Annotated in this window: 16 protein-coding genes; 5 read left to right on the top strand and 11 right to left on the bottom strand. The window is 73.0% G+C overall.

The window, feature by feature from the left end; translation table 11 throughout:
* Positions 1–9: 9 nt before the first annotated feature.
* From AC5L3Z_RS27575 to AC5L3Z_RS27555, 5 genes are all read left to right on the top strand, one after another.
* Complete coding sequence (locus AC5L3Z_RS27575) at positions 10–975, top strand: glutathione S-transferase family protein (RefSeq protein ID WP_494846113.1); 966 nt, start codon at positions 10–12, stop codon at positions 973–975.
* Positions 968–1636 carry a DUF998 domain-containing protein gene (locus tag AC5L3Z_RS27570; RefSeq protein WP_494846111.1) on the top strand — a complete coding sequence of 223 codons (669 nt, stop codon included), beginning with the start codon at positions 968–970 and terminating at the stop codon, positions 1634–1636. The genes AC5L3Z_RS27575 and AC5L3Z_RS27570 overlap by 8 nt, the downstream gene beginning before the upstream one ends.
* A gap of 171 nt (positions 1637–1807) precedes the next feature.
* A complete protein-coding gene (locus AC5L3Z_RS27565; RefSeq protein WP_494846110.1) occupies positions 1808–6208 on the top strand; it encodes an FG-GAP-like repeat-containing protein in 4401 nt (1466 codons plus the stop codon).
* 266 nt (positions 6209–6474) lie between these two features.
* Positions 6475–7773 (top strand): dicarboxylate/amino acid:cation symporter, encoded by a 1299-nt coding sequence (locus AC5L3Z_RS27560; protein ID WP_494846227.1) that lies wholly within the window; start codon positions 6475–6477, stop codon positions 7771–7773.
* A 63-nt stretch (positions 7774–7836) separates the two neighbouring features.
* A complete protein-coding gene (locus AC5L3Z_RS27555; protein WP_494846108.1) occupies positions 7837–8901 on the top strand; it encodes an NADH:flavin oxidoreductase/NADH oxidase in 1065 nt (354 codons plus the stop codon).
* 18 nt (positions 8902–8919) lie between these two features.
* Here the strand turns inward: AC5L3Z_RS27555 and AC5L3Z_RS27550 are convergent, their stop codons facing one another.
* The 11 genes from AC5L3Z_RS27550 to AC5L3Z_RS27500 form a co-directional block, all read right to left on the bottom strand.
* Complete coding sequence (locus AC5L3Z_RS27550) at positions 8920–12420, bottom strand: ATP-binding cassette domain-containing protein (RefSeq protein WP_494846107.1); 3501 nt, start codon at positions 12418–12420, stop codon at positions 8920–8922.
* Between the two features lie 144 nt (positions 12421–12564).
* Positions 12565–13812: a sugar ABC transporter permease gene (locus AC5L3Z_RS27545; RefSeq protein ID WP_494846106.1), complete on the bottom strand. Its 1248-nt coding sequence runs from the start codon at positions 13810–13812 to the stop codon at positions 12565–12567.
* 61 nt (positions 13813–13873) lie between these two features.
* Positions 13874–14707: an ATP-binding cassette domain-containing protein gene (locus tag AC5L3Z_RS27540; protein ID WP_494846104.1), complete on the bottom strand. Its 834-nt coding sequence runs from the start codon at positions 14705–14707 to the stop codon at positions 13874–13876.
* 19 nt (positions 14708–14726) lie between these two features.
* Entirely contained in the window at positions 14727–15866 is a 1140-nt protein-coding gene (locus AC5L3Z_RS27535) for a sugar ABC transporter substrate-binding protein (protein WP_494846102.1), read from the bottom strand.
* 198 nt (positions 15867–16064) lie between these two features.
* Positions 16065–16904 (bottom strand): GNAT family N-acetyltransferase, encoded by an 840-nt coding sequence (locus tag AC5L3Z_RS27530; protein ID WP_494846101.1) that lies wholly within the window; start codon positions 16902–16904, stop codon positions 16065–16067.
* Between the two features lie 323 nt (positions 16905–17227).
* Positions 17228–18403, bottom strand: a complete 1176-nt coding sequence (ispG, locus tag AC5L3Z_RS27525) for a flavodoxin-dependent (E)-4-hydroxy-3-methylbut-2-enyl-diphosphate synthase (protein ID WP_494846099.1) — start codon at positions 18401–18403, stop codon at positions 17228–17230.
* A 9-nt stretch (positions 18404–18412) separates the two neighbouring features.
* The gene (locus tag AC5L3Z_RS27520; protein ID WP_494846097.1) at positions 18413–19663 is read right to left on the bottom strand and encodes a M50 family metallopeptidase; all 1251 of its coding nucleotides are present in this window, start codon (positions 19661–19663) and stop codon (positions 18413–18415) included.
* A complete protein-coding gene (gene dxr, locus AC5L3Z_RS27515; RefSeq protein ID WP_494846096.1) occupies positions 19663–20874 on the bottom strand; it encodes a 1-deoxy-D-xylulose-5-phosphate reductoisomerase in 1212 nt (403 codons plus the stop codon). Before dxr ends, AC5L3Z_RS27520 begins: the two co-directional genes overlap by 1 nt.
* Positions 20875–20916: 42 nt before the next feature.
* Positions 20917–21522 (bottom strand): Uma2 family endonuclease, encoded by a 606-nt coding sequence (locus AC5L3Z_RS27510; RefSeq protein WP_494846094.1) that lies wholly within the window; start codon positions 21520–21522, stop codon positions 20917–20919.
* 190 nt (positions 21523–21712) lie between these two features.
* Complete coding sequence (locus AC5L3Z_RS27505) at positions 21713–21892, bottom strand: DUF397 domain-containing protein (RefSeq protein WP_494846093.1); 180 nt, start codon at positions 21890–21892, stop codon at positions 21713–21715.
* Between the two features lie 17 nt (positions 21893–21909).
* Positions 21910–22716 (bottom strand): helix-turn-helix domain-containing protein, encoded by an 807-nt coding sequence (locus tag AC5L3Z_RS27500; protein ID WP_494846092.1) that lies wholly within the window; start codon positions 22714–22716, stop codon positions 21910–21912.
* Between the last annotated feature and the right edge of the window lie 197 nt (positions 22717–22913).

Raw genomic sequence — 22913 nt, 5'->3', positions numbered from 1 at the left:
GTTGACGGCATGGCCCGGCCCCAGTTCAACGCAGAGATTGCCGGCAGCGGCGAGTTCGTCCGCCAGCCCAACCGGTTCACCGGCCGGGTCACCCCGCACTCGACTGCGGCGGAGGGCGGTGGCCCGGACGAGCAGGACCGCTGGCCGCTGGAGGCCGGCCGGTACCGGCTGATCTGGTGCCGGGCGTGCCCGTGGGCGCACCGGGCCCGGATCGTCCGCGGCCTGCTCGGCCTCGACGAGGTCATCAGCCTCGGCACGGTCGACCCGATCCGGGACGAGCGGGGCTGGCGGTTCGCCCTCGACCCGGACGGCTTCGACCCGGTGCTCGGCATCGGCTACCTCTCCGAGGCGTACCTGGCCACCGATCCCGACTACACCGGGCGGGTCACCGTGCCGGCGCTGGTCGACACCCACACCGGGCGGGTGGTCACCAACGACTACCCGCAGCTCACCCTGGACCTCTCCACCGAGTGGCGCCGGTTCCACTCCCCGGACGCGCCCGACCTCTACCCGGTCGAGCTGCGCCCGGAGATGGACGCGCTGATGGCCGAGATCCACCGGGACGTCAACAACGGCGTGTACCGGTGCGGCTTCGCCACCTCCCAGCAGGCGTACGACGAGGCGTACGTCGCGCTCTTCGCGCGGCTGGACGCGCTGTCGGAGCGGCTGGCCGGGCGGCGCTACCTGATGGGCGACGCGATCACCGAGGCGGACGTGCGGCTCTTCACCACGCTCATCCGCTTCGACGTGGCGTACCACGGGCACTTCAAGTGCAACCGGCAGAAGCTGACCGAGATGCCGGTGCTCTGGGCGTACGCGAGGGACCTGTTCCAGACCCCGGGGTTCGGCGAGACGGTGGACTTCGACCACATCAAGCGGCACTACTACGGCACCCACCAGGAGATCAACCCGACCGGCGTCGTGCCGCTGGGCCCGGACACCTCCGGCTGGACGACGCCGCACGGGCGTGGCTGACCCGGACCGGTCCGCCGCGGCGACCACCACCCCGGCCCGGGCGGCCGCCGCGGCTGCCGCCGCCGGCTGCGGGCTGGCCGGCGCCGTGTCGGTGGCCGTCGCGGTGGCCGCCGGTCCCGGCCCGGGCCTGACCGGGTACATCAGCGAGGCCGCCATCACCCAGAGCGGCTACGCCCCGACGTACCGGATCGGGATCTTCTCCCTGGCCGCGGCGCTGCTGCTGCTGGCCACGGCGCTCCCGCCGGAGCTGCGCCGCGCGGCGGCGCTGCTCGGCACCGGCGCGGTCTGCACCGCGCTCTCCGGCGCGGTGACGTGCAGCGCCGGCTGCCCGCTGCCGCCGTTCGAGACGCCGACCGCCGCCGACCTGGTGCACGGCGGGGCGAGCATCGCGGCGGTGGGAGCGACGGTCTCCGCGATGCTGACGATCGCCGTCTCCGCGCGCGCGGCGCCCGGGCTGCGCCAGCTCGCCCGGCTCGGCGCGGCCGTATCGCTGCCGCTGGGCCTGGCCGTCGCCGTGGCGATCGTGACGGTCGGGCGGGGCGGCCTGGTGGGTGGCCTGGAACGGCTGTTGCTGGCGGTCGCCGCCGGTTGGGGTCTCGCCACCGCCACGGCGCTCGGAGCCGGACGAGCCGATCGCCGAGGGCGGAGCCTGAGCCGATAACGAATCCCTAACGAGTGGCGGCGCGACGCCGCCGCATACCAGGAGCAGAGTCCCCGAATGGGACAACCCTCCGTGACGGCGGGCGTTCCCTGCGACACATCGGACTGCTTCACTGTGGCCGACCATCGGGCACGATCCGGTGCCCGGGCCACCCACGGGGGGGATTCCATCGTGCTGCCCAGACAACGATCCCGACTTCATCGACGCCTGCTGGCATCGACGGCCGCCACCGGCATGCTTCTCGGCGCCGCCGCGCTCACCGCCGAGACCGGGCCGGTCGCCGCCGCGCCCGCCTCGAACGCACCCCGCTCGGAGCCGAGCGCCACCTCGCTCGGCATCGACCAGGCGATGGCCCGGGCGCGACGCACCGGCAAGCCGGTGGAGGCCGGCGCCGCCGGCACCTCGACCACCCTCGTCACCGCCCGTCCGGACGGCACCGTCGAGCTGACCCAGTCCGCCGTGCCGACGCGGACCCGGGTCGGCGGGACGTGGAAGGACCTGGACCCGACCCTGGTCCGGCACCCTGACGGCAGCATCACCGGCGCGGTCACCACCAACCCGGTCCGGCTCTCCCCGGGCGGCACCGGCCCGCTGGCCCAGTTGACCTCCGGCGATCGCTCTCTCGACGTGGGCACCCCGGTTCCGCTGCCCGCACCGACCCTCGCCGGCCCCACCGCCACCTACGCCGACGTCCTGCCCGGGGTCGACCTGACCGTCCGGATCACCGGCGAAGGCTCGTTCTCGCACGTCTTCGTCGTCCGGGACGCGGTGGCGGCGAAGCACCCGGCGCTGGCCACCCTCTCGTTGAGCACCCGCGCCAAGGGCTTCACCCTGGCCACGGACGCGGCCGGCAACATCGCCGGCCGGGACCGGACCGGCGCGGCGGTGCTCACCGCGCCCGCCCCGGTCATGTGGGACTCCTCCGCCGACGACACGGCCGTGTCCGCCGCGCCGGGCGCCGCCAGGTCCACCGTGACGGCGCCGGGCCGAGCCGCCCGCACCGCCCCGGTCAAGGTGGGGATCGGCAACGACCGACTGCGCCTCACCCCGGACCGCGGGTTGCTCACCGACGCCCGCACGGTCTACCCGGTCTACATCGACCCGACCTTCACCTGGACGCCGATCGGGCCCAAGATGTCCGGCTGGGCGACGATCTCCTACCAGCACCAGTCGACGAACTACTGGAAGGACACCCCCGACCTGATCGGGCGGATGCAGGTCGGCAACTCCGGCAGCCAGCGTTCCAACACGCTGATCAACTTCCCGGTCCCTCACAGCACCCTGACCGGGGCGGAGATCTCCGACGCGTACTTCAAGATCACCAACACCCGGTCGTGGAGCTGCGCCGACAAGACGGTCAACGTCTACGCCCCCGGCACGACACTGACCTCCAGCAACGCCACCTGGAACTACTGGGAGTCACAGAGCAAGGGCACGCTGGCCGCCTCCAAGAGCTTCGCCCACGGCTACAGCGGCTGCGACGCCGCCGCCGTCTCCTTCGACGTCACCAGCCAGATCCGCACCGACGTCAACGACAAGAAGCCCACCCGCACTTTCTGGATGGTCGCCGCCGGCGAGGCCAGCGACACCCAGAGCTGGAAGGAATTCCTGGAGACCAGCCCGACGCTGACCATCCGCTACAACCACAAGCCCAACCAGCCCACCGGCCTGACCACCTCGCCGAAGACGGTCTGCGCCGGCGGCTCCACGGTCGGCGACGCCTCGGTCACGCTCTACGCCCCGGTCTCCGACCGCAACGGTGGCACCCTCGGCGTCTCCTTCAAGCTCTGGAAGAGCTCCGACACCACGCAGACCCCGATCGCCACCTCGAACCCGAACCTGCTGACCTACTCCTCCGGTACCACTGCGGTGCTCGTCGTACCAGTCGCCGGCCTGCGCACCGCCGCCGGGGTCACCGGCACGCCGGGCAGCGGGCAACCGACCGCCTTCTCCTGGAAGGTCCAGGCGACCGACTTCCGCACCGCCGGCGAGTGGTCGGCCACCTGTACCTTCACCTTCGATCCCACCCGTCCGGGCAAGCCCGCGGTGGCCGAGCCGACCGGTCAGATCACGATCGGCCAGCCGATGACCCTCAGCGTCGGCCCGCCCGAGAGCGGCACCCCGCCGCGCGGGTACTTCTACCAGCTGAACGCCAGCGCGCCGGTCGAGGTGACCGCGCAGACCGACGGCAGCGCCTCGATCACCCTGTCGCCGACCCGGTTCACCAACACCGTCACCGTCACCAGCCTCTCCACCGGCGGAAACATCGGCGACAGCGCCAGCGTCACCTTCAACGCCCAGCCGGCTGCCACCGCCGTGGACGGGGACCTCACCGGCGACGACATCCCCGATCTGCTCACGGTGGGCGCCACGAACGGCGTCCCGCCCGGCCTCTGGCTGGCCAATGGGATCGGCACCGGCGGCATCCAGCCGGTCGCCAGCAACATCGGCGCCAACGGCAACGGCGTGACCGGCGCCAACGCCCCCACCGACTTCAACGGCTCCCAGGCGCTCACCGGCCACTTCGGCGGCACCGGGCTCCAGGACCTGCTGGTCTACTACCCCGGCGGCACCAACCCGGGTGGCGCGGGCGTCCTGCGCGCCAACGGGGACGGCTCCGTGCTGCGGCCCGAGGCCAGCGAGAACCAGCAGAGCATCGACCCCGCCCAGCTCGCCGACGGGAACGGCAACTCGCCGCGGCAACTCGCCAACGCCGGCGACAGCCGCCGCCTCGCCTCGCCCTACCCCGACCTCATCGGCACCAGCGGGGACGCCACCCACGGCTACCACCTGACCTACTACCCCAACCTCGGCTTCGTCGGCGGCTACTTCGAACCGGTCCCCCTCACGGCCACCACGCCGACCGGCGGCATGGACTGGGACCGCTGGACGATCACCACCGCCCAACTCGCCGGCGGCACCGCCATGTTCCTCTGGAACCGCGACACCAACGCCCTGCACCTGTGGACCGGGCTCACCGTCACCCCGGAGTCCGGACAGCTCACCTACACGGCGCACGCGCTGACCAACCCGGCCTGGAACCCGGGCTCCGGCGCCGTCCTGCGCGCCGGTGACCTCAACGGCGACGGGACGGCCGACCTGTGGACCACGACGGCCGGGGCGAAGAGCACCGCCTGGCTGGTCACCAACCTCGCTGCCGGCACGGGCACCATCACCGCCCAGGCCGACCAGACGATGATCACCGCCAGCCACGCCTGGCAGCTGAACGCCCTCACCACCGCGCCGGTGACCGCACGGGACGCGGTGGGCACCCTGCACGCCACCGCCAGCGGCAAGGTCGAGCTGAACACCGGTGACCTCTTCGACCCGGACGTCGCCCTCGACGGCACGGGCACCCTCGTCACCACCGGCGCGGCGGTCGACACCCGGTCCGAGTTCACCGTGTCGGCCTGGGTGAAGCCCGACGCGACCGGTGGGACCGTGCTCTCCCAGGACGGCACCGCCACGGCCGGGTTCCGGGTCTGGGCGGAGGCCAGCGACAGCTCGTGGCGGTTCGCGATGTCCCGCAGCGACGTGGCCGCTCCGGTGTGGGACACGGCGACCGCCGGCGCGAACAGCGCCCGGCTCGGCGTCTGGACCCAGCTCACCGCCACCTTCAAGCCGGGTGCCGGCAACCTGAGCACGATGTTCCTCTACGTCAACGGCCGCCAGGCGGGGTCCGCGTCGCACACCACGACCTGGAACGCCGCCGGCGGCCTGCGGATGGGCAGCCTGAGGACCGGCACGAGCAGCCACGGCGGCCACCTCCGGGGGCAGCTCTCGCTGGTGCAGACCTGGAACCAGGTGGTGGTGCACCCCACCCCGGCCGCTCATGACCTCACCGGCGACGGACGAGCGGACGTCGTGAGGGCGGACTCGTCGGGCGGGCTCTGGTTGCACCCCAACACCGGCAGCGGCGGCATGTCCACCTTCGGCGCGGCGGTGAAGATCGGCACCGGATGGAGCACTTACCGCTGGGACGTCCAGGACTGGAACCAGGACGGCCTGGCCGACCTGATGGCTGTCGACTCGTCCGGTCTGCTCTGGACCTATCCCAACGTCAACGGGGCACCGACCTACACGCAACGGAGGCAGGTCGGCGTCGGCTGGAGCAGCTACACGCACGCCACCGGGCACGCCGACGGGGACACCCGGCCCGACCACTTCGGCGTCAACAACGTGACCGGCCAGCTCTTCCACTACCCGGACGGGTGCTGCAAGGTGGAGATCGGTCGCGCCGGCTGGAGCAACTACCGGATCTTCCCCGCCGACTTCGACGGTGACGGGCTCGACGATGTCATCGCGATCGACACCGCTGGCGACATGTGGTACTACCCGAACACCGGCCAGTCGGGGTCGGCGATGCTCGGGGTCCGCAAGCAGATCGGTGCCAGCTGGACCAGCTACCGGGTGACGGTGACGGACCTGAACGGGGACCGGCGCCCCGACGTCGTGGCCGCGGACCCGAGCGGCAACCTCTGGCTGTACGCCAACAACGGCAACCTCGGCTGGAGCAACCGGGTGCAGGTCGCCAGCGGCTGGACCACGACCACGGCCAAGGCCATCGGTTAGGCGGTGTCGGTGGCCGCCCGTCCCGGGTGACCCGGGACGGGCGGCCACCGCGCTTCTGTAAGGAGCCTCACGCCGGTCGCTCCTTCTGTCCGGTGGCCGCCGGGAGTAGCCTCGGCTGGCGATGACCAATGTCTGGCACCTCACCGTCCGCCTGTATGTCGATCTCCGACTACAGGCCAGCGGCGTCTGTCCGGCGCAGCCTCGTTCCTGACGCTGCCCCGTTCCGACCCCTTCCAGACCTTGGACACCTCTTCATGGCTTCCGCCCTGCGCAAGTTCCCCTTCTCCGTGCAGATCCTGCTCGGCCTCGTCCTCGGCGTGGCGCTCGGTTTCCTCGCCCGCGCCAACGACCTGAGCTGGCTGGCCACCACCCTCGACACCGTCGGTGGCCTCTTCGTCCAGCTGCTCAAGCTGGCCGTGCCGCCGCTGGTCTTCACCGCCATCGTGGTCAGCGTGGTCAGCCTGCGCGGCGTGGCCAACGCCGCCCGGCTGGCGCTCAAGACGCTGCTCTGGTTCGGCGCGACCGCGCTGGTCGCGGTGGCCGTCGGCATCGGCCTCGGCCTGCTGACCGACCCGGGCCGGGGCGTGACCCTGGACACCGCCGGGGCCGCCGCGCCGAAGACGACCGGCTCGTGGACCGACTTCCTCACCGGCATCGTGCCGACCAACCCGGTCGGCGCTTTCGTCGAGGGCAACGTGCTCCAGATCGTCTTCCTCGCCCTGGTCGTCGGCGCCGCGGCGCTGCTGGTCGGCGACGCCGCCGAGCCGTTCGTCGCGCTCAACCGCGCGCTGCTGGAGATCGTGCAGAAGGCGCTCTGGTGGGTGATCCGGCTCGCCCCGATCGGCACGCTGGGCCTGATCGGCAACGCCGTCGCCTCGTACGGCTGGGACCTGCTGGCGCCGCTGGCGAAGTTCACCACCGCCGTCTACGTGGGCTGCGCGATCGTGCTCTTCGTGATCTACCCGCTGGTGCTGGTGGTCGCCGGCCGGCTCAACCCGCTGCGCTTCTTCGCCGGCGTCTGGCCGGCGATCGAGCTGGCGTTCGTCTCCCGCTCCTCGGTGGGCACCATGCCGGTGACCCAGCGCTCGGTCGAGCGGCTCGGCGTCCCCCGCGAGTACGCCTCCTTCGCGGTGCCCTTCGGCGCCACCACGAAGATGGACGGCTGCGCGTCGATCTACCCCGCCCTGGCGGCGATCTTCGTCGCGCAGATCTTCGGGGTGGACCTGGGCGTCACCGACTACCTGCTGATCGCCTTCGTCTCGGTGGTCGGCTCGGCCGCCACCGCCGGCCTCACCGGCGCGACCGTGATGCTCACCCTGACCCTGAGCACGCTGGGCCTGCCGCTGGCCGGCGCCGGTCTGCTGCTGGCGATCGACCCGATCCTGGACATGATCCGCACCGCCACCAACGTGGCCGGGCAGGCTCTGGTGCCGACCGTCGTCGCCGCCCGCGAGGGCACCCTGGACCGGGCCGCGTACGACTCGGCCGGCCGGCGTGAGCTGATCGACGCCGACGAGGCCGACCGGCCGGCCCGCTCCGACGAGCTGGCTCCCGTTCCCGCCTGACACCGCCGTACGTCGGGGAGGCCCCTCGGGGTCTCCCCGACGGCGCTGCTGGAGGATCACCGCATGAGTGCCCTGTTCACCCCGCTGACCCTGCGCGCGGTCACCCTGCCCAACCGGGTCGCCCTCGCCCCGATGTGCCAGTACAGCGCCGGCCCGGACGGCCTGCCCACCGACTGGCACCGGGTGCACCTCGGTTCCCGGGCCGTCGGCGGCGCCGGCCTGATCCTCACCGAGGCCACCGCGGTGGTGCCGGAGGGGCGGATCAGCCCGCAGGACACCGGGCTCTGGTCGGGCGCGCACGTGGACGCCTGGCGCCCGGTCACCGGATTCGTCGCCGCGCAGGGCGCGGTGCCGGCCGTGCAGCTCGCGCACGCCGGGTTCAAGGCGTCCACCTACCGGCCGTGGGACGGCCGGGGCGGCGTGCCGGACGCCGAGGGCGGCTGGACGCCGGTCGGCCCGGGCGACGAGCCGTTCCTCCCCGACCATCGGCGGCCGACCGCGCTCGACGAGAGCGGGATCGCCCGGGTGGTGGAGGCCTTCGCCGTCGCCGCGGCCCGGGCGCTGGACGCCGGCTTCGCCGCCGTGGAGATCCACGCCGCGCACGGCTACCTGCTGCACGAGTTCCTCTCCCCGCTGACCAACCACCGCACCGACGGCTACGGCGGCGACCGCGCCGCCCGGATGCGGCTCACCCTGGAGGTGGCCCGGGCGGTCCGCGCGGCGGTCGGCGAACAGACGCCGGTGCTGGCCCGGATCTCCGCCACCGACTGGGTCGAGGGCGGCTGGACGGTCGAGGACAGCGTGGTGCTCGCCGGCGAGCTGGCCGCCGCCGGGGTGGACCTGGTCGACGCCTCCTCCGGCGGCGCCTCGGCTCGGGCGGCCATTCCGGTCGGGCCCGGCTACCAGGTGCCCCTCGCGGCCCGGATCCGCCACGACGCGGGGGTGCTCACCGGCGCGGTGGGCCTGATCGTGGAGCCGGAGCAGGCCGAGGAGATCGTCGCCGGCGGCGAGGCCGACCTGGTGCTGCTCGGCCGCGAGCTGCTGCGCGACCCGTACTGGCCGCGCCGCGCCGCCGCCAAGCTGGGCGCGGAGCCGAGCTGGCCGGACCAGTACGCCCGCGCCTTCTGACCCGGACGCGGCTGCGGGTCAGCCGGCCAGGTGGCTCCAGTCGTCCTCGAGGTCGCGCCAGGGGCCCTGGGCGGCCACCGTGCCGTCGATGAGCACCACCACGTGGTCGGCCCGGACCAGCGCGGCCCGCTTCGACGTCGAGCCGACCACGGTCACCCCGTGCTCCCGCAGCGCCGCCCAGAGCGCCAGCTCGGTGGTGACGTCCAGCGCGGACGACACGTCGTCGGCGACCAGCAGCTCGGTCCGCGGCGCCAACGCCCGGGCCAGCGCCAGTCGCTGGAGCTGACCGCCGGAGAGCCGGGTCCCCTTGTGCCCGATGAGCAGCCCCAGCCCGCCGCCGGCCGCGAGGTCGTGCTCCAGCTGGGCGGTGGCCACCGCGCCGGCCGCGTCCACGTCGTGGCCGAGGGCGATGTTGTCGGCGACCGTGCCGGAGAGCACCCGGGGCAGCTGGCCGACGTACCCGACCTGCTGCGGGCGCAGGAACAGCTCCGGCTCGGTCACCGGTTCGCCGTTCCAGCGCAGCGTGCCGGTGTGGTGCACGATCCCGGCCAGCGCGCGCAGCAGCGACGACTTGCCGGCGCCCACCGGCCCGACCACCAGCACCAGCTGCCCGCGCTCGACGGTCAGGTCGACGTCCCGTACGGCGAACGTGCCGTCGGTGTGCAGCGCCCCGAAACCGGCCAGCTCCAGCCGGCGCAGCGGGCGCCGGGCCGGCGGCACCGGCGCGGGCGCGGTGCCGGCGACGATGTCCACCCCCGGCACCGCCGCCGAGTACGCCCCGACCCCGGACATCGCGGCCGTCCGGCGGGTCCACACCTTCGCCGACGGGTAGTGGGAGACCAGTGACGCGGTGGTCCAGGCGAACCAGCGCGCAGCGCCCAGCGTGGAGACCGCGACCAGGGTGGCGCCCGCGGTGAGCCCGCCGGACAGGTAGAGCGCCCACGCCCCGATCGGCAGCAGCCCGCTGAGCACCGACGGGGTGGACCGGGCCCACACCTGCATGGAGATCTCCCGGCGCTGCCGGTCGCTGCGGACGGTGTCCAACCCGGCCAGGTGGTCCAGCACCGGGCGGGTGGCGCCGGCGAGCTTCACCGTCCGGGCCGCCGAGAGCGTGGAGACCAGCGCGGTGGCGAAGGCGGCCCGGGCCTTGACCGTGCCCCGGGCGGAACGCTCCAGGCGGGGGCCGAAGAGCGTCGCGGCCAGCCCGGAGGCCACCATCGTGCCGACGAAGAAGAGCCCCGGCACGGGGCTGCCGGTCACCACGGTCATGGTCACCAGGAGCACCACGGCGATGAACTGGTCGACCAGGTTGTCGGCGAGCTCCACGACCCGTTCGGTGTCGCCACCCTGGGCCACCACCTCGGCCGGGGTGTGCGCGCTGACCCGGCGCGGGCCGGTCTGGCCGTGCACCAGGCGCAGGCTGATCCGCAGCATCTGGCGTACCCACCACTGCGGGAACCACAGGTTGGTGAAGTAGGGCACCGGGAGCACGACCAGCAGCGCGGCGACGATGCCGAGCGCCGGCAGCCAGGGGCTGCCGCCGTCGACCACGTCCGCCCAGAGCCAGGGCAGCACCGCGCCGTCCAGGCCGAGCAGCACCATGACGACGAACATGCCGACCGAGACCAGCCCGTACCGCGGGTCGTTCAGGGCCAGGCGCAGGATCTCCCGCATGGTCCGCGCGGGCGGCGGCGGGGGCGGGGGCGGCGGGTCGCCCCTGGGTACGACCACCGGCCGCGCGGACGGCGCCGGGGCGGGCTCGGGCAGCGGCTCGACGACGTCCCACTCCCCGCCCGCCGCGGGCAGCAGGTCCACCCCGCCGCGGGCCGCGCCGGCCGGAGCGTACGCGCCGGCGTGGCTGGTGGCGAGCAGTTCGGCGAAGCGTCGCGACCCGCGCAGCGGCCCGGCCTCCAGCACCGCGCCGTCGGCCATCACCACCACCTCGTCGCAGCGGCGCACCGAGGAGAGGCGGTGCGCGATGACGATGCCGATCCGGTCGGTGAGCAGGCGCTCGGTGGCCTGGCGTACCCGGGTCTCGGTGACCGGGTCCAGCCGGGCGGTGGCCTCGTCGAGGATCACCACGTGTGGGTCGCGGACCAGGATCCGGGCGAACGCCACCAACTGTTCCTGCCCGGCGGAGAGCACGTGCCCGCCCTCGCCCAGCCGGGTCCGCACCCCGTCGGGCAGCTCGGCGATCCAGCCGGCCAGGCCCAGCTCCTCCAGCGCCCGGGTGGCGTGGTCGAGCAGGCCGGGGTCGAAGAGCGCGACGTTCTCGGCGAGGGTGCCGGCCAGGATCTCGGTGCGCTGCGGCACCACGGCGATCCACCGGCGCAGCTCCTCGACGTCGAGGTCGAGCAGGTCGGTCTCGCCGAGGAGGACCGTGCCGCGCGGCACGTCGACGGCCCGGGTGAGCACCTTGGCCAGCGTCGACTTGCCCGACCCGGTCCGTCCGACCAGGGCGTACGAGCGGCCCCGGGCGAAGGTCAGGCTGACGTCGCGCAGCGCCGGCCCCCGGCCGGTGTCCTCGCTCTCCGGGTAGCGGAAGGTGAGCCCGCGCACGGTCAGGTCGCCCTCGACCGGGGCCAGTCCGCCGGCGGGTTCCTGCCGGGCGCCGGAGAGCAACTGCACCCGGGCCCAGGCGCCGAGCGCGTACTGCAGGTGCGGCACCCAGCGGGCGATGTGCTCGACGGTGGCCCCGAAGGCGATGGCGAGCAGCCAGATGGCGGTCATCCGGGCTCCGTCGATCCGGCCGGCGGTCAGCGCCCAGGCGCCGCCGAGCACCACGGCGGCGATCCCGACCCGGATGGCGCCGGCGGCGATGGTGGTGACCCGGGCCGACATCAGGAACACCCGACGTCCCCGGGCCAGCACCTCGGCGGCTCGACGGGCGTAGAGCCGCAGCACGTAGGGCCGGGCCAGGCTGGTCCGGACGTCGTCCTGGCCGTGGACCGCCTCCTCCATCACCGCGGCGAGGTCGGACCAGGCCTCCTCCTCGGCCATCCGGGCCGGGGCGATGGCCGTGGTGGGGCGGCGCAGCGCCACGGCGAGCAGCGCGGTCAGGGCGAGCATGCCGAGACCGGCCGGCCACCAGACGAAGATGGCGCTCACCGTGGCCAGCAGGCAGACGGCCAGTCCCTGGACGAGCCGTACGCCGGTGTTCCGCAGCTCCGCCGCGACCTGGTACACGTCGTTGTCGATGCGGTCGAGCAGCTCGCCGACCGGGGTGGTCTCCAGGGTGCCCAGGTCCTGCCCGAGCGCCACCCGGCAGAGGCGGCGGCGCACGTCGGCGGACCAGTCGGCGGTGAGGCCGGCCATCAGCAGCCCGATCACCAGGTCGGTGACCACGGCGGCGACGAGCGCGATGACCAGCGCGGCGAACCAGCCGGCCGACCGGTGCACCAGGACGGGACCGGCCAGCGCCGAGGCGGCCGCCTGTCCGGCGGCGCCGAGCACGATCAGCACGCCGACGATCGTGATCCGGCGGGGCGAGGTGACCCACAGGTCGCGGAGCAGGCGCATGGGTGGGTCCTCCGGATCGGGTGGCGGAGGTTCCAGCCTGCGGGGTGCGGCTCGGCTGCTCAACGCATTTACGCCGGCACCGCCGGGACGCGGCGGTGGGGCGGCCGACGGCGGTCCGCGCCGCCGTCCGGCCGCCCCGGGGCGTCAGGCCCGGCCGCTCGACCGCCTCCCCCGCCGGGACAGCGAGTCGAGGATGACCGCGGCGAGCAGCACCGCTGCGGTGATCATGAAGCGGACCGAGGAGTCGAGCTGCAACAGGAACATGCCCGAGGTGATCGACCCGAGCACCAGGCTGCCGAGCAGCGCCCCGTACGTCGAGCCGCGTCCGCCGAAGAGGCTCACCCCGCCGATCACCGCCGCGGCGATGGCCACCAGCAGGGTGTCCGCCGCGCCGGTGGACTGGCCGGCGGCGTACCCGCGGGAGGCGATCAGGATGCCGCCGAGCGCCGCCAGCGTGGAGGTGAGGGCGAAGACGGAGATCCTGATCAGCGTGACGTTGATGCCGGCGCGTCTGGCGGCCTCCACGTTGCCGCCGACGGCGAAGATGCCCCGCCCGTACCGGGTGCGGCGCAGCACCAGGTCGACGATCACCACCAGGGCGAGGAGGATGAGCAGCGCCGCCGGCACGCCCTGCCAGGCGTTGAGCACCGCCACGGTGATCCCGACCAGCACGGCCAGGCCGACGATCCGCAGCACGGAGCGGACCGGACTGCGGGTGGGCAGCCCGGCGGCGGCCCGGCGGCGGGTGTCGAGGAGCACCGCCGCCGCGTACGCCAGCACGGCGAGCGCCCCGATCAGCCAGCCGGTGGCGGGGCCGAGGTTGACGTGGGTGATCCGGCCGATGAAGCCGGTGTACGGCAGGTTGATCGTGCCCTCGGGCTTGAGCAGGAAGAGCTGGAGGCCCTGCCAGCCGATGTTGCCGGCGAGGGTGACCACGAAGGCGGGCACCCCGAGCCGGGCGAAGATGGAGCCCTGCAGGGCGCCGATCGCCATGCCCAGCAGCAGCGCCACGATGATCGCGGCCAGGTCGCCCCAGCCGTTGCGGACGGTCAGCACGGCCAGGGCCGCGGCGGCCACCCCCGCCACCGAGCCGACCGAGAGGTCGATCTCGCCGAGCAGCAGCACCAGCACCACGCCGATGCTGATGGTGCCGGTCGCGGCGATCTGGAGGGTGAGGTTGGAGAGGTTCTGCGGGCTGAGGAACCGTTCGTTGAGCGACTGGAAGACCACCCAGATCACGATCAGTCCGATGATGACCGGCCAGGCGCCCAGCTCACCGGTGCGCAGTCGGCGCCGGATCGCGGCCACCGGCGAGCGGTCGCCGCCACCTCCCGGCCCGGTCTGGACGCTGTCCCCGGCCGGCGGTTCCGGACTGGTCGTCGACGTGCTCAACGGGACACCTCCTGGTTGCGCTGCCCGACGGCGCCGGCCGGGTCGGGTGCCGGACGGCGGTTCACAACTGGTCCCGGGGGGTGGCCCGGTTCGCCGGGCCGCTGTCCTCGCCGCCCTGCTCCGGCAGCGGCGCGCCCCGGGACCGGCGCCGGCTGACCGCGTTGTCCAGCGCGCCGGTGATCGCCTGGACGATCTCCTCCTGGCTGGTCCGGCTCGGGTCGAACACCCCGCCGTTGCGCCCCAGCCGCAGGACCACCACCCGGTCCGCGACCGCCTTGACGTCGGCGAGGTTGTGGCTGATGAGCAGCACCCCGAGGCCGCGCTTCTTGAGCCGCTCGATCAGGTCGAGCACCTCGGCGGTCTGCGCGACGCCCAGTGCGGCGGTGGGCTCGTCGAGCAGCACCAGCCGGGGTTCGCCGAGCAGCGACCGGGCGATGGCGACCGACTGCCGTTGCCCGCCGGAGAGCGCGGCCACCGGCACCCGTACTGAAGGGATCTTGACCGAGAGGCTGGTGAGCAGCTCGCGCGCGCGTCGCTCCATGGCGATCTCGTCGAGCAGGCCGGCCCGGGTGAGTTCCCGCCCGAGGTAGAGGTTGGCGACCACGTCGAGGTTGTCGCAGAGCGCGAGGTCCTGGTAGACGGTGGCGATGCCGAGGGCGCTCGCGTCGGCGGGTCGACCGATCTGGACCTGCCGGCCCGTCCAACGGATCTCCCCGGTGTCGGCCGGGTTGACCCCGGCGATCACCTTGATCAGGGTCGACTTGCCGGCCCCGTTGTCGCCGACCAGCGCCACCACCTCGCCGGGGCGGACCTCCAGCGACACGTCGGAGAGCGCCTGCACCGCGCCGAACCGTTTCGAGATGCCCGACATCGCGAGCACGGGCGTTTCGCTCACCGTCACCCGTCCGCCCCTCTCAGGAGATGCCGGCTTCGTCGCACGCCTCGGCGAAGGCGCCGGAGCAGACCTGGTCCCGGGTGTAGAAGCGGTCCTCGATGACGGTCTCCTCGATGTTGTCCCGGGTGACCGGGACCGGGTCGAGGAGCACCGAGGGCACCTCCAGGGTGCCGTTGTTGCGCTGCTGGGTCGGTCGGCCGGTGTACTGCTGACCGGTCGCGGCGGAGACCGCCATCGAGGCGGCGATCTCCGCCTCCGGCTTGATCGCCTTGTAGACCGTCATGTACTGCTCCCCGGCGACGATGCGCTGCACGCCGGCGAGTTCGGCGTCCTGACCGGTGACCGGCGGCAGCGGGCTGGGGAAGCCACCGCCCTTCATCGCGGCGATCGCGCCGCCGGCGATGCCGTCGTTGGCCGCGTAGACGCCGATGATCTTCTCCCGGCCGAGCGCCGTGACGGCCTGCTCCATCTGCTGCTGAGCCCGGTCGGGCGACCAGTCCGGGGTGTCGTACTCCTGGCCGATGTTGACCTTGCCGTCCAGTACCGAGTGGGCGCCGGCCTTGAAGTCGGCGGCGTTCGGGTCCGTCGGTGAGCCGTTGAGCATGACGATCTGGCCCCGCTTCGGGTCACCGCCCTTGCTCAGCGCGTCGAGCAGCGCCTGGCCCTGCACCTGGCCGACCTTCCGGTTGTCGTACGAGACGTAGTAGGAGATCGGCCCCTCGGCCAGCCGGTCGTAGGAGACCACCGGGACGTTCTGCGATACCGCGTTGTTGACGATCGCGCCCGCTGCCTTGGCGTCCACCGGGTCGAGGATGAGCACCTTGACGCCCTGGGTGAGCATCGCCTCGGCCTGGGACTGCTGCTTGGCCGGGTCCTGGTCGGCGTTCTGGTAGAGCACCTGGCACTTGCTGCAGAGTTCGCGGAGCTTCTCCTGGATCAGCGGCCGGTCGAAGACCTCGTACCGGGTGGTCTTCGACTCCGGGAGCAGCAGGCCGATCTTGAAGCCGTTCGCCGTGTTCTCCTTGCCGGTGGGGGGCTTCTGGCCGCCCTCGCCACCGCCACGGTCGTCGTCGCCGCCCCCGCCACAGCCGGTGATCAGTAGGCAGGCGGTCAGCACGGCACCGGCCGCCGCCACCCGTCCGCGATGTCTCGTTGCCATCCGCCACCTCCTGGAGTCCGGCTGGCGGCGCCCCCGTGCGCCACTGCAACCACGACTGACCCTGTCAGCTTCGTCCAATTCAGGCGGCTTGATGGGGAATATGGACTTTCTTCCAGGAATGGCGGCGAGTGGTGCGGGGTTCCGGCACCGGGACGGTCAGGCGGAGGTGACCCCCGCCCTCGGCGGCGGTGGACCGGTTCAGAACAGAACGGTGGCCAGGGTGCCGACGGGGCGGAAGCCGCAGCGCTCGTAGACCCGGCGCGCGGGCAGGTTGAAGTCGTTGACGTAGAGGCTGACCGTCGGCGCGACCCGCTCCAGCGCGTCCCGCACGACCGCGGCCATCGCGGACGTCGCGATCCCGCGCCCGCGCCACTCGGGCGCCACCCACACCCCCTGGACCTGCGCGGTCCGCCGGGTCACCACCGCCAGCTCGGCCTTGAACACCACCCGGCCGTCGACCAGCCGGGCGTACGCGCGGCCGGCCCGGACCAGGTCGGTCACCCGGCGCCGGTAGGCCCGTCCGCCGTCATCGGCCAGCGGGGAGACGCCGACCTCCTCGGTGTACATGGCGACCGCCGCCGGGAAGAGCCGGTCGACCTCACCGGCCCGCACCGGGCGCACCTCCGGGTCGGGCGCCACCGGGGGCACCCGGTCGGTGGCGAGCAGGGGCTGGTTGGGACGGACGTCCCGGGCGGGCCCCCAGGCGTGGGCGAGGCGGTCCCAGAGGCCGAGCACGGCGTCGGCCCGCCCGACGATCGAGGAGCAGATCCTCTCCTCGGTGGCGAGCTGCTCGGCGAAGGCGGCGACGGCCGGTTCGGAGGCGAGCACCGGGGTGAGGTTGCCCCCGACCCAGCAGATCGACTCCAGGTTGCGCCGGGGCCCGTAGCCGAGGATCCGGCCCTCGGCCCGCCACCAGGCCAGGCCGCGGGCGGCGACCCGCTCGGCGACCTGCGCGCCCGCGAACGGGTCGAGGTCGAGCAGCCGCTCCACCGCGCGGCGCTCCGACTCACCCAGTTGACGTACCGGCAGCGTCAGCACGACTACCAGCCTGCCAGATGGGGACCGGGCCGCGCGGGCCGACCGCAGCACCCGCCCCCGATGTCAGCCCCCGCACACCGCCACCCCACCCCGGACCCGGTCGATCATGCACTTGTGGTGGTGGACGAACGCCGCGAAGCTCCACGAATCACACAGCACAACTGCATGATCGACGGGGCGCGACGGGGCGGCGGACGAAGATCGGCGGGCGGGCTGGCCGTTGACGGGCACCCGTGGCGGGAACGGAAGGAGTGGCCGTCCCGGGTGGGACGGCCACTCCTTCTCGGCTCAGGGGTGGCGGGCGTCGGTAAACGCCGGCGAGGTCAGTGGACGGTGACGGTGGCGCCGCCGGGGACCAGGCCGCGCAGCTCCTCGGGGAGCTCGGCGCCCATCTCGTCGGCGATCCGCAGCGCCTCCTCGATCAGCGTCTCCACGATCTGCGCCTCGGGGACGGTCTTCACGACCTTCCCCTTGACGAAGATCTGGCCCTTGCCGTTGCCGGAGGCGACCCCGAGGTCGGCCTCGCGGGCCTCACCCGGGCCGTTCACCACGCAGCCCATGACCGCGACGCGCAGCGGCACCGGCAGCCCCTCCAGGCCGGCGGTGACCTCCTCGGCGAGCTTGTAGACGTCGACCTGGGCCCGGCCGCAGGACGGGCAGGAGACGATCTCCAGGCCGCGCTCGCGCAGCCCGAGCGACTCCAGGATCTGGTTGCCGACCTTGATCTCCTCCACCGGCGGGGCGGAGAGCGAGACCCGGATGGTGTCGCCGATCCCCTCGGCCAGCAGCGCGCCGAAGGCGACCGCCGACTTGATGGTGCCCTGGAACGCCGGCCCGGCCTCGGTCACGCCCAGGTGCAGCGGGTAGTCGCACTTCTCGGCGAGCAGGCGGTAGGCCCGGATCATCACCACCGGGTCGTTGTGCTTCACCGAGATCTTGATGTCCCGGAAGCCGTGCTCCTCGAAGAGCGAGCACTCCCAGAGCGCCGACTCGACCAGCGCCTCCGCGGTGGCCTTGCCGTACTTGGCGAGCAGCCGCTTGTCCAGCGAGCCGGCGTTGACGCCGATCCGGATCGGCACCCCCGCGTCGCCGGCCGCGCGGGCGATCTCCTTGACCTTGTCGTCGAACTGCCGGATGTTGCCCGGGTTCACCCGGACCGCGGCGCAGCCGGCGTCGATCGCGGCGAAGACGTACTTCGGCTGGAAGTGGATGTCGGCGATCACCGGGATCTGCGACTTCCTGGCGATCGCCGGCAGCGCCTCCACGTCGTCCTGGCTGGGCACGGCGACCCGGACGATCTGGCAGCCGGAGGCGGTCAGCTCGGCGATCTGCTGGAGGGTGGCGTTGACGTCGGAGGTGAGGGTGGTGGTCATCGACTGCACCGAGACCGGCGCACCCCCACCGACCGGCACCGAGCCGACCATGATCTGGCGGCTGGCCCGACGCGGGGCGAGCGGCGGGGGCGGCACGGCGGGGATACCGAGACTGACAGCGGTCACTTCAGGCACTCACCTTGGGAAGAGCGTGATGGGGTTGACGACGTCCGCGGTGATCGTCAGCAGCGTGAACGCGCCACCGATCAGGATCACCGCGTACGTGAAGGGCATGAGCTTGAGGTAGTCCACTCGCCCGGGGTCGGCGCGGCCGATCCGGGCGTAGAGCCAGGAACGGGCCCGTTCGAACCAGATGATGGCGATGTGCCCGCCGTCGAGCGGCAGCAGCGGCAGCAGGTTGAAGACCCCGATGAAGAAGTTCAACCCGATGAACAGCGTCACGAAGAGCAGCCAGGCCTTGTTGGCGAACGCCTCACCACCGAGCCGGCTGGCGCCGACCACGCTGATCGGGGTGTCCACGTCCCGCTCGCCGCCGGTGATCGCGGTCCAGAGGGCGGGGACCTTCTGCGGCAGCCGCTGCAACGACTGCACCGTGCCGACGGCCAGCTCCTTGGTGAAGTCGGCGGTGGCCCCGAAGGCGGCCACCGGCCCGTACGTGACCCGGGTCGGGGTGCTGTACGTGAGCCCGACGCCGAGCGCGGCGACCGGGCCGACGGCGCCCTTCGGATCGTCCAGCGGCGGGCGCTGGGTCTTCCCGAGCACGGTGCTGGTGGTGCCCGGCTGGCCGTCGCGGACGTACCCGATCTGCGCGGTCGCGCCCGGCTGCAGGGCGCGCAGGCCGGTGAGCAGGTCGCCGTAGTTGTTGATCGGGGTGCCGTTGAGCGAGGTGATCCGGTCGCCGTCGCGCAGCTGGGCCTGTCCGGCCGGGCTGGCCGGGTCCCCGGGCGCGCACTCCCGCACGGCGGTGTCCGGGATCACGCAGCTCTGCACGGCGATGACCGCCGGCTCCTGACGCTCCTCCGCCGCGGTCCTGGGGAAGTCGGGGTTGGGCAGGCCCAGGGTGACGGCCGCCAGCCAGGTCGCGACCAGGGCCAGCGCGAAGTGGGTGGCCGAACCCGCGGACATCACGATCGTCCGCTTCCACACCGGGTAGCGCCACATCGCCCGGGGCTCGTCGGCCGGGTCGACGTCGTCGTCCTGCGGGGTCATCCCGACGATCTTGCAGAATCCGCCGAGCGGGATGCCCTTGACGCCGTACTCCGTCTCACCCCGGCGGAAGGACCAGAGGGTGGGACCGAAGCCGACGAAGTACCGGGTGACCTTCATCCCGAACGCCTTGGCGGTCAGCATGTGCCCCGCCTCGTGCAGGCTCACCGAGATGAGGATCGCTAGGGCGAAGAGCGCCACCCCGAGCAGGTTTGCCATCAAGCTCCTTCCACCGACGCCGCGATGATCTCCTGCGCGTGCGCGCGCGCCCACGACTCGGCCGCGAGCACGTCCTCGACGGTACCTGGTTCGCCGAAATCGGGAGCTTCCTCCAACACCCGCTGGAGGGTGTCGACGATGCCGAGGAAGGGCAGCCGGCCGGCGACGAACGCCGCGACGCACTCCTCGTTCGCCGCGTTGTAGATCGCCGGGCGGCAGCGGCCGGCCTCCCCGGCCGCCTTGGCCAGCGCCACCGCCGGGAACGCCGCGTCGTCGAGCGGCGCGAACTCCCAGGTGTGCGCCGTGGTCCAGTCCACTGCGGCGGCGGCCTCGGGCACCCGGTCCGGCCAGCCGATGCCCAGGGCGATCGGCAGCCGCATGTCCGGCGGGCTGGCCTGGGCGAGGGTGGAGCCGTCGACGAACTCGACCATCGAGTGGATCACCGACTGGGGGTGCACCATCACGGTGATGTCGGCGTAGGGCACGTCGAAGAGCTCGTGCGCCTCGATCACCTCCAACGCCTTGTTGACCATGGTGGCGGAGTTGATCGTGACGACCGGGCCCATGTTCCAGGTGGGGTGCGCCAGCGCCTGCTCCGGGGTGACGGCGGTCAGCTCGTCGCGCCGCCGGCCGCGGAACGGCCCGCCGCTGGCGGTGACCACCAGCCGGCGCACCTCACCCCGCGTCCCGCCGCGCAGGCACTGCGCCAGCGCCGAGTGCTCGGAGTCGACCGGGACGATCTGCCCCGGCCGCGTCACCGCGGCCTTGACCAGCGGGCCGCCGGCGACGAGGGACTCCTTGTTGGCCAGGGCGAGGGTACGACCGGCGCGCAGCGCGGCCAGGGTCGGCGCCAGCCCCAGCGAGCCGACCACCCCGTTGAGCACGATGTCGCAGGGCCACTCGGCCAGCTCGGTCATCGCCTCCGGCCCGGCGACGATCTTCGGCAGCCGGAAGTCCCCGGTGGCCCAGCCGCGCCGGCTCGCCTCGGCGTAGAAGGCGAGCTGGAGATCCTGCGCGGCGGACGCCTTCGCCACCCCCACCGCGTCCACGCCCAGCTCCAGGGCCTGGGCGGCGAGCAGCTCCACGTTGCCGCCACCGGCGCCGAGCGCCACCACCCGGAACCGGTCCGGGTTGCGCCGCACGATGTCGATGGCCTGGGTGCCGATCGAACCGGTGGAGCCGAGCAGGACGAGGTCGCGGCGAGAAGTCACGCGGCCATTCTGCCCGGCGTCACTGTGCGCCCGCCGGGAGCCTCAGCCCTCGGCGTCCGCGGCCTCCGCCGGGGCCTCCTCGTCCAGGAGATCGGCGGGGTCCACCGAGAACTCGAAGGGCTGCCGCATGACGAAGACCGCGCCCGCCGCAGCGGCGGAGACCGGCCGGTACTCGCCCTCGACGAGCTCGTAGAGGGCGATCGCCGGGACCCGGTTGCGCAGGTCGACCCGGAGGAAGAACGGAACCCCGGCGGCGGCGTACTCGCGGTGACGGTCGATCAGGCCGCATCCTCCGGCGGTGGACGAGCTGATCTCTCCCAGCAGCACGGCCGTCTCCACGGGCATGGCCTGACGCCCTCCGCCGGAGAGCCGCAGCACCGCGAGGTGCGGGATGAGCAGATCATCCCCTGCGATCAGGTTCACCGAGCGGTACGCCCACAACCCGTGCCGCCGGCCCGCTCGACCGACCCGGTAGGTCAGCTCCCGCTGGACGGTCCGCTGGTCGTAGTCACCGTCGGGCGAGATGACGACGCTTCCACGCAGCACCTCCACCCGGGGACCGTTGTTGGCGGGGAGGAGGTCGAGCGCCAGCCGCGCGCTCCACGGCTCGTTGCGCCGCCACAGAGCCTCGTGATGCCTCGTGTCCATGCCGCGCCCATCCTCCGTGAGGCTCCCCGACCTGCCGGTCACCACTGCGACGCCCGCCTCGGTCGGACAGGCGCGCAACAAGCGGGCGAAAGTCCCACAGCTTCCAGCGAGGTGGTCGCACAGCAGGTGCGACGGCCTTGTCCGGCCGTGAGCTGGGTCGGCTCGGCCCCCGGAGGGACCGGTGCCGTCATCAGGGGTGCGAGGTGAGGCTGTCGGTCGCGACGGCGTGGGCGAAGGCGGCCCAGGCCGCGGGCGGGAACGTCAGCGCCGGACCCTGCCGGTCCGTGCTGTCGCGTACCCCGACCACGTGCGCGAGGTTGGTGGCCACCTCGACGCAGGTGGAGCCGCCGTTCCCACTGCGGGTGGACACACGCCACACCGCGCCGGTCAGGTCCATGACTTCGCCAACTCCCGAATCAGCTCACGGGAGGCCCGCCGTGGCAACGCCTCGCCGCGCACGGCCTCCCACTTGCGTTGAAGGGTATCAACGTCCTCTGGGTTGTCCGTGACATGCGCTCGGAGCTGGTTGTCGAGGTGTGCCACCTCTGAACCGTCGGGAGTCCTGGCCAGGATGAACGGGCCGGCCAGCCCTGCGTGAGCGCCCGCGCCGGCTGGCACCACGTGCAGGTGGACGTGCGGCAGTTCCGTCACCCGCAACATGTGCTCAAACTGCTCGACCATCAGCGCCGGCTCTCCGACCGCCCTCCTCAAGGCGGCCTCGTCCACCAGCGCGATGAACTGAGGTGCCTTCTCCGTGGTCAAGACCGCCTGCCGTTCCAGCCGTGAGGTAAGCCTCTGCTCGACCTCCGGCAGCCGCAGCAGCCCGCCCCATTGAAGCACCGCCCGGGCGTATGCCTCGGTCTGTAACAGCCCGGGGATCAGGGACGGCTCGAACCAGCGGATCAGGGTCGCCTCCCGCTCCACGCTGATCCATTCGCGCAGCCACGGCGGCGCGGCGTCGGCGCGGACCAGGGCGAGCAGCCGTTCGAAGAGACCGCCCGCCTCCAACGCCGCGTCCACCCGCGCGATGAAGTCCTGCGACGGGGTGCGGTGGCCGATCTCCACCATGCCCACCAGCGACGACGAGTAGCTGATCCGCTGGGCCAGCTCCTCCTGGCTCAGCCCACGCTCCCGGCGGGCCCGCCGCAGCTCCGCGCCGAGGAACTCCAGCGTGGACATCGGACCGTTGCCCATCACACCTCCACCACACGCCGCTCGCGGATCGCCACCGACGACCACCGCGTCCCGGCCGGCCGGCACGGCGGGCACTGAGGGCGCTCGCCACCTTCCGACCGTAGTCGCGTCCACACCAGAGGGCGGTTTCAGGTGGCTGTTGCAACGAGGTACTTGTGGAGTGCTTGGGCGGGATTCTGCCAGTTGAGGGTTTGGCG

The sequence above is a fragment of the Micromonospora sp. LZ37 genome, assembly GCF_059359015.1.
Note: the sequence above shows the minus strand (reverse complement) of the source record. Positions and strands in the feature narration are given on the sequence as shown.

Coding starts and splice junctions, on each gene's coding strand:
- AC5L3Z_RS27535 (WP_494846102.1), bottom strand. CDS start 15,866: ATGGCAACGAGACATCGCGGACGGGTGGCGGCGGCCGGTGCCGTGCTG.
- AC5L3Z_RS27520 (WP_494846097.1), bottom strand. CDS start 19,663: ATGGCAAACCTGCTCGGGGTGGCGCTCTTCGCCCTAGCGATCCTCATC.
- AC5L3Z_RS27500 (WP_494846092.1), bottom strand. CDS start 22,716: ATGGGCAACGGTCCGATGTCCACGCTGGAGTTCCTCGGCGCGGAGCTG.
- AC5L3Z_RS27575 (WP_494846113.1), top strand. CDS start 10: ATGGCCCGGCCCCAGTTCAACGCAGAGATTGCCGGCAGCGGCGAGTTC.
- AC5L3Z_RS27510 (WP_494846094.1), bottom strand. CDS start 21,522: ATGGACACGAGGCATCACGAGGCTCTGTGGCGGCGCAACGAGCCGTGG.
- AC5L3Z_RS27555 (WP_494846108.1), top strand. CDS start 7,837: ATGAGTGCCCTGTTCACCCCGCTGACCCTGCGCGCGGTCACCCTGCCC.
- AC5L3Z_RS27550 (WP_494846107.1), bottom strand. CDS start 12,420: ATGCGCCTGCTCCGCGACCTGTGGGTCACCTCGCCCCGCCGGATCACG.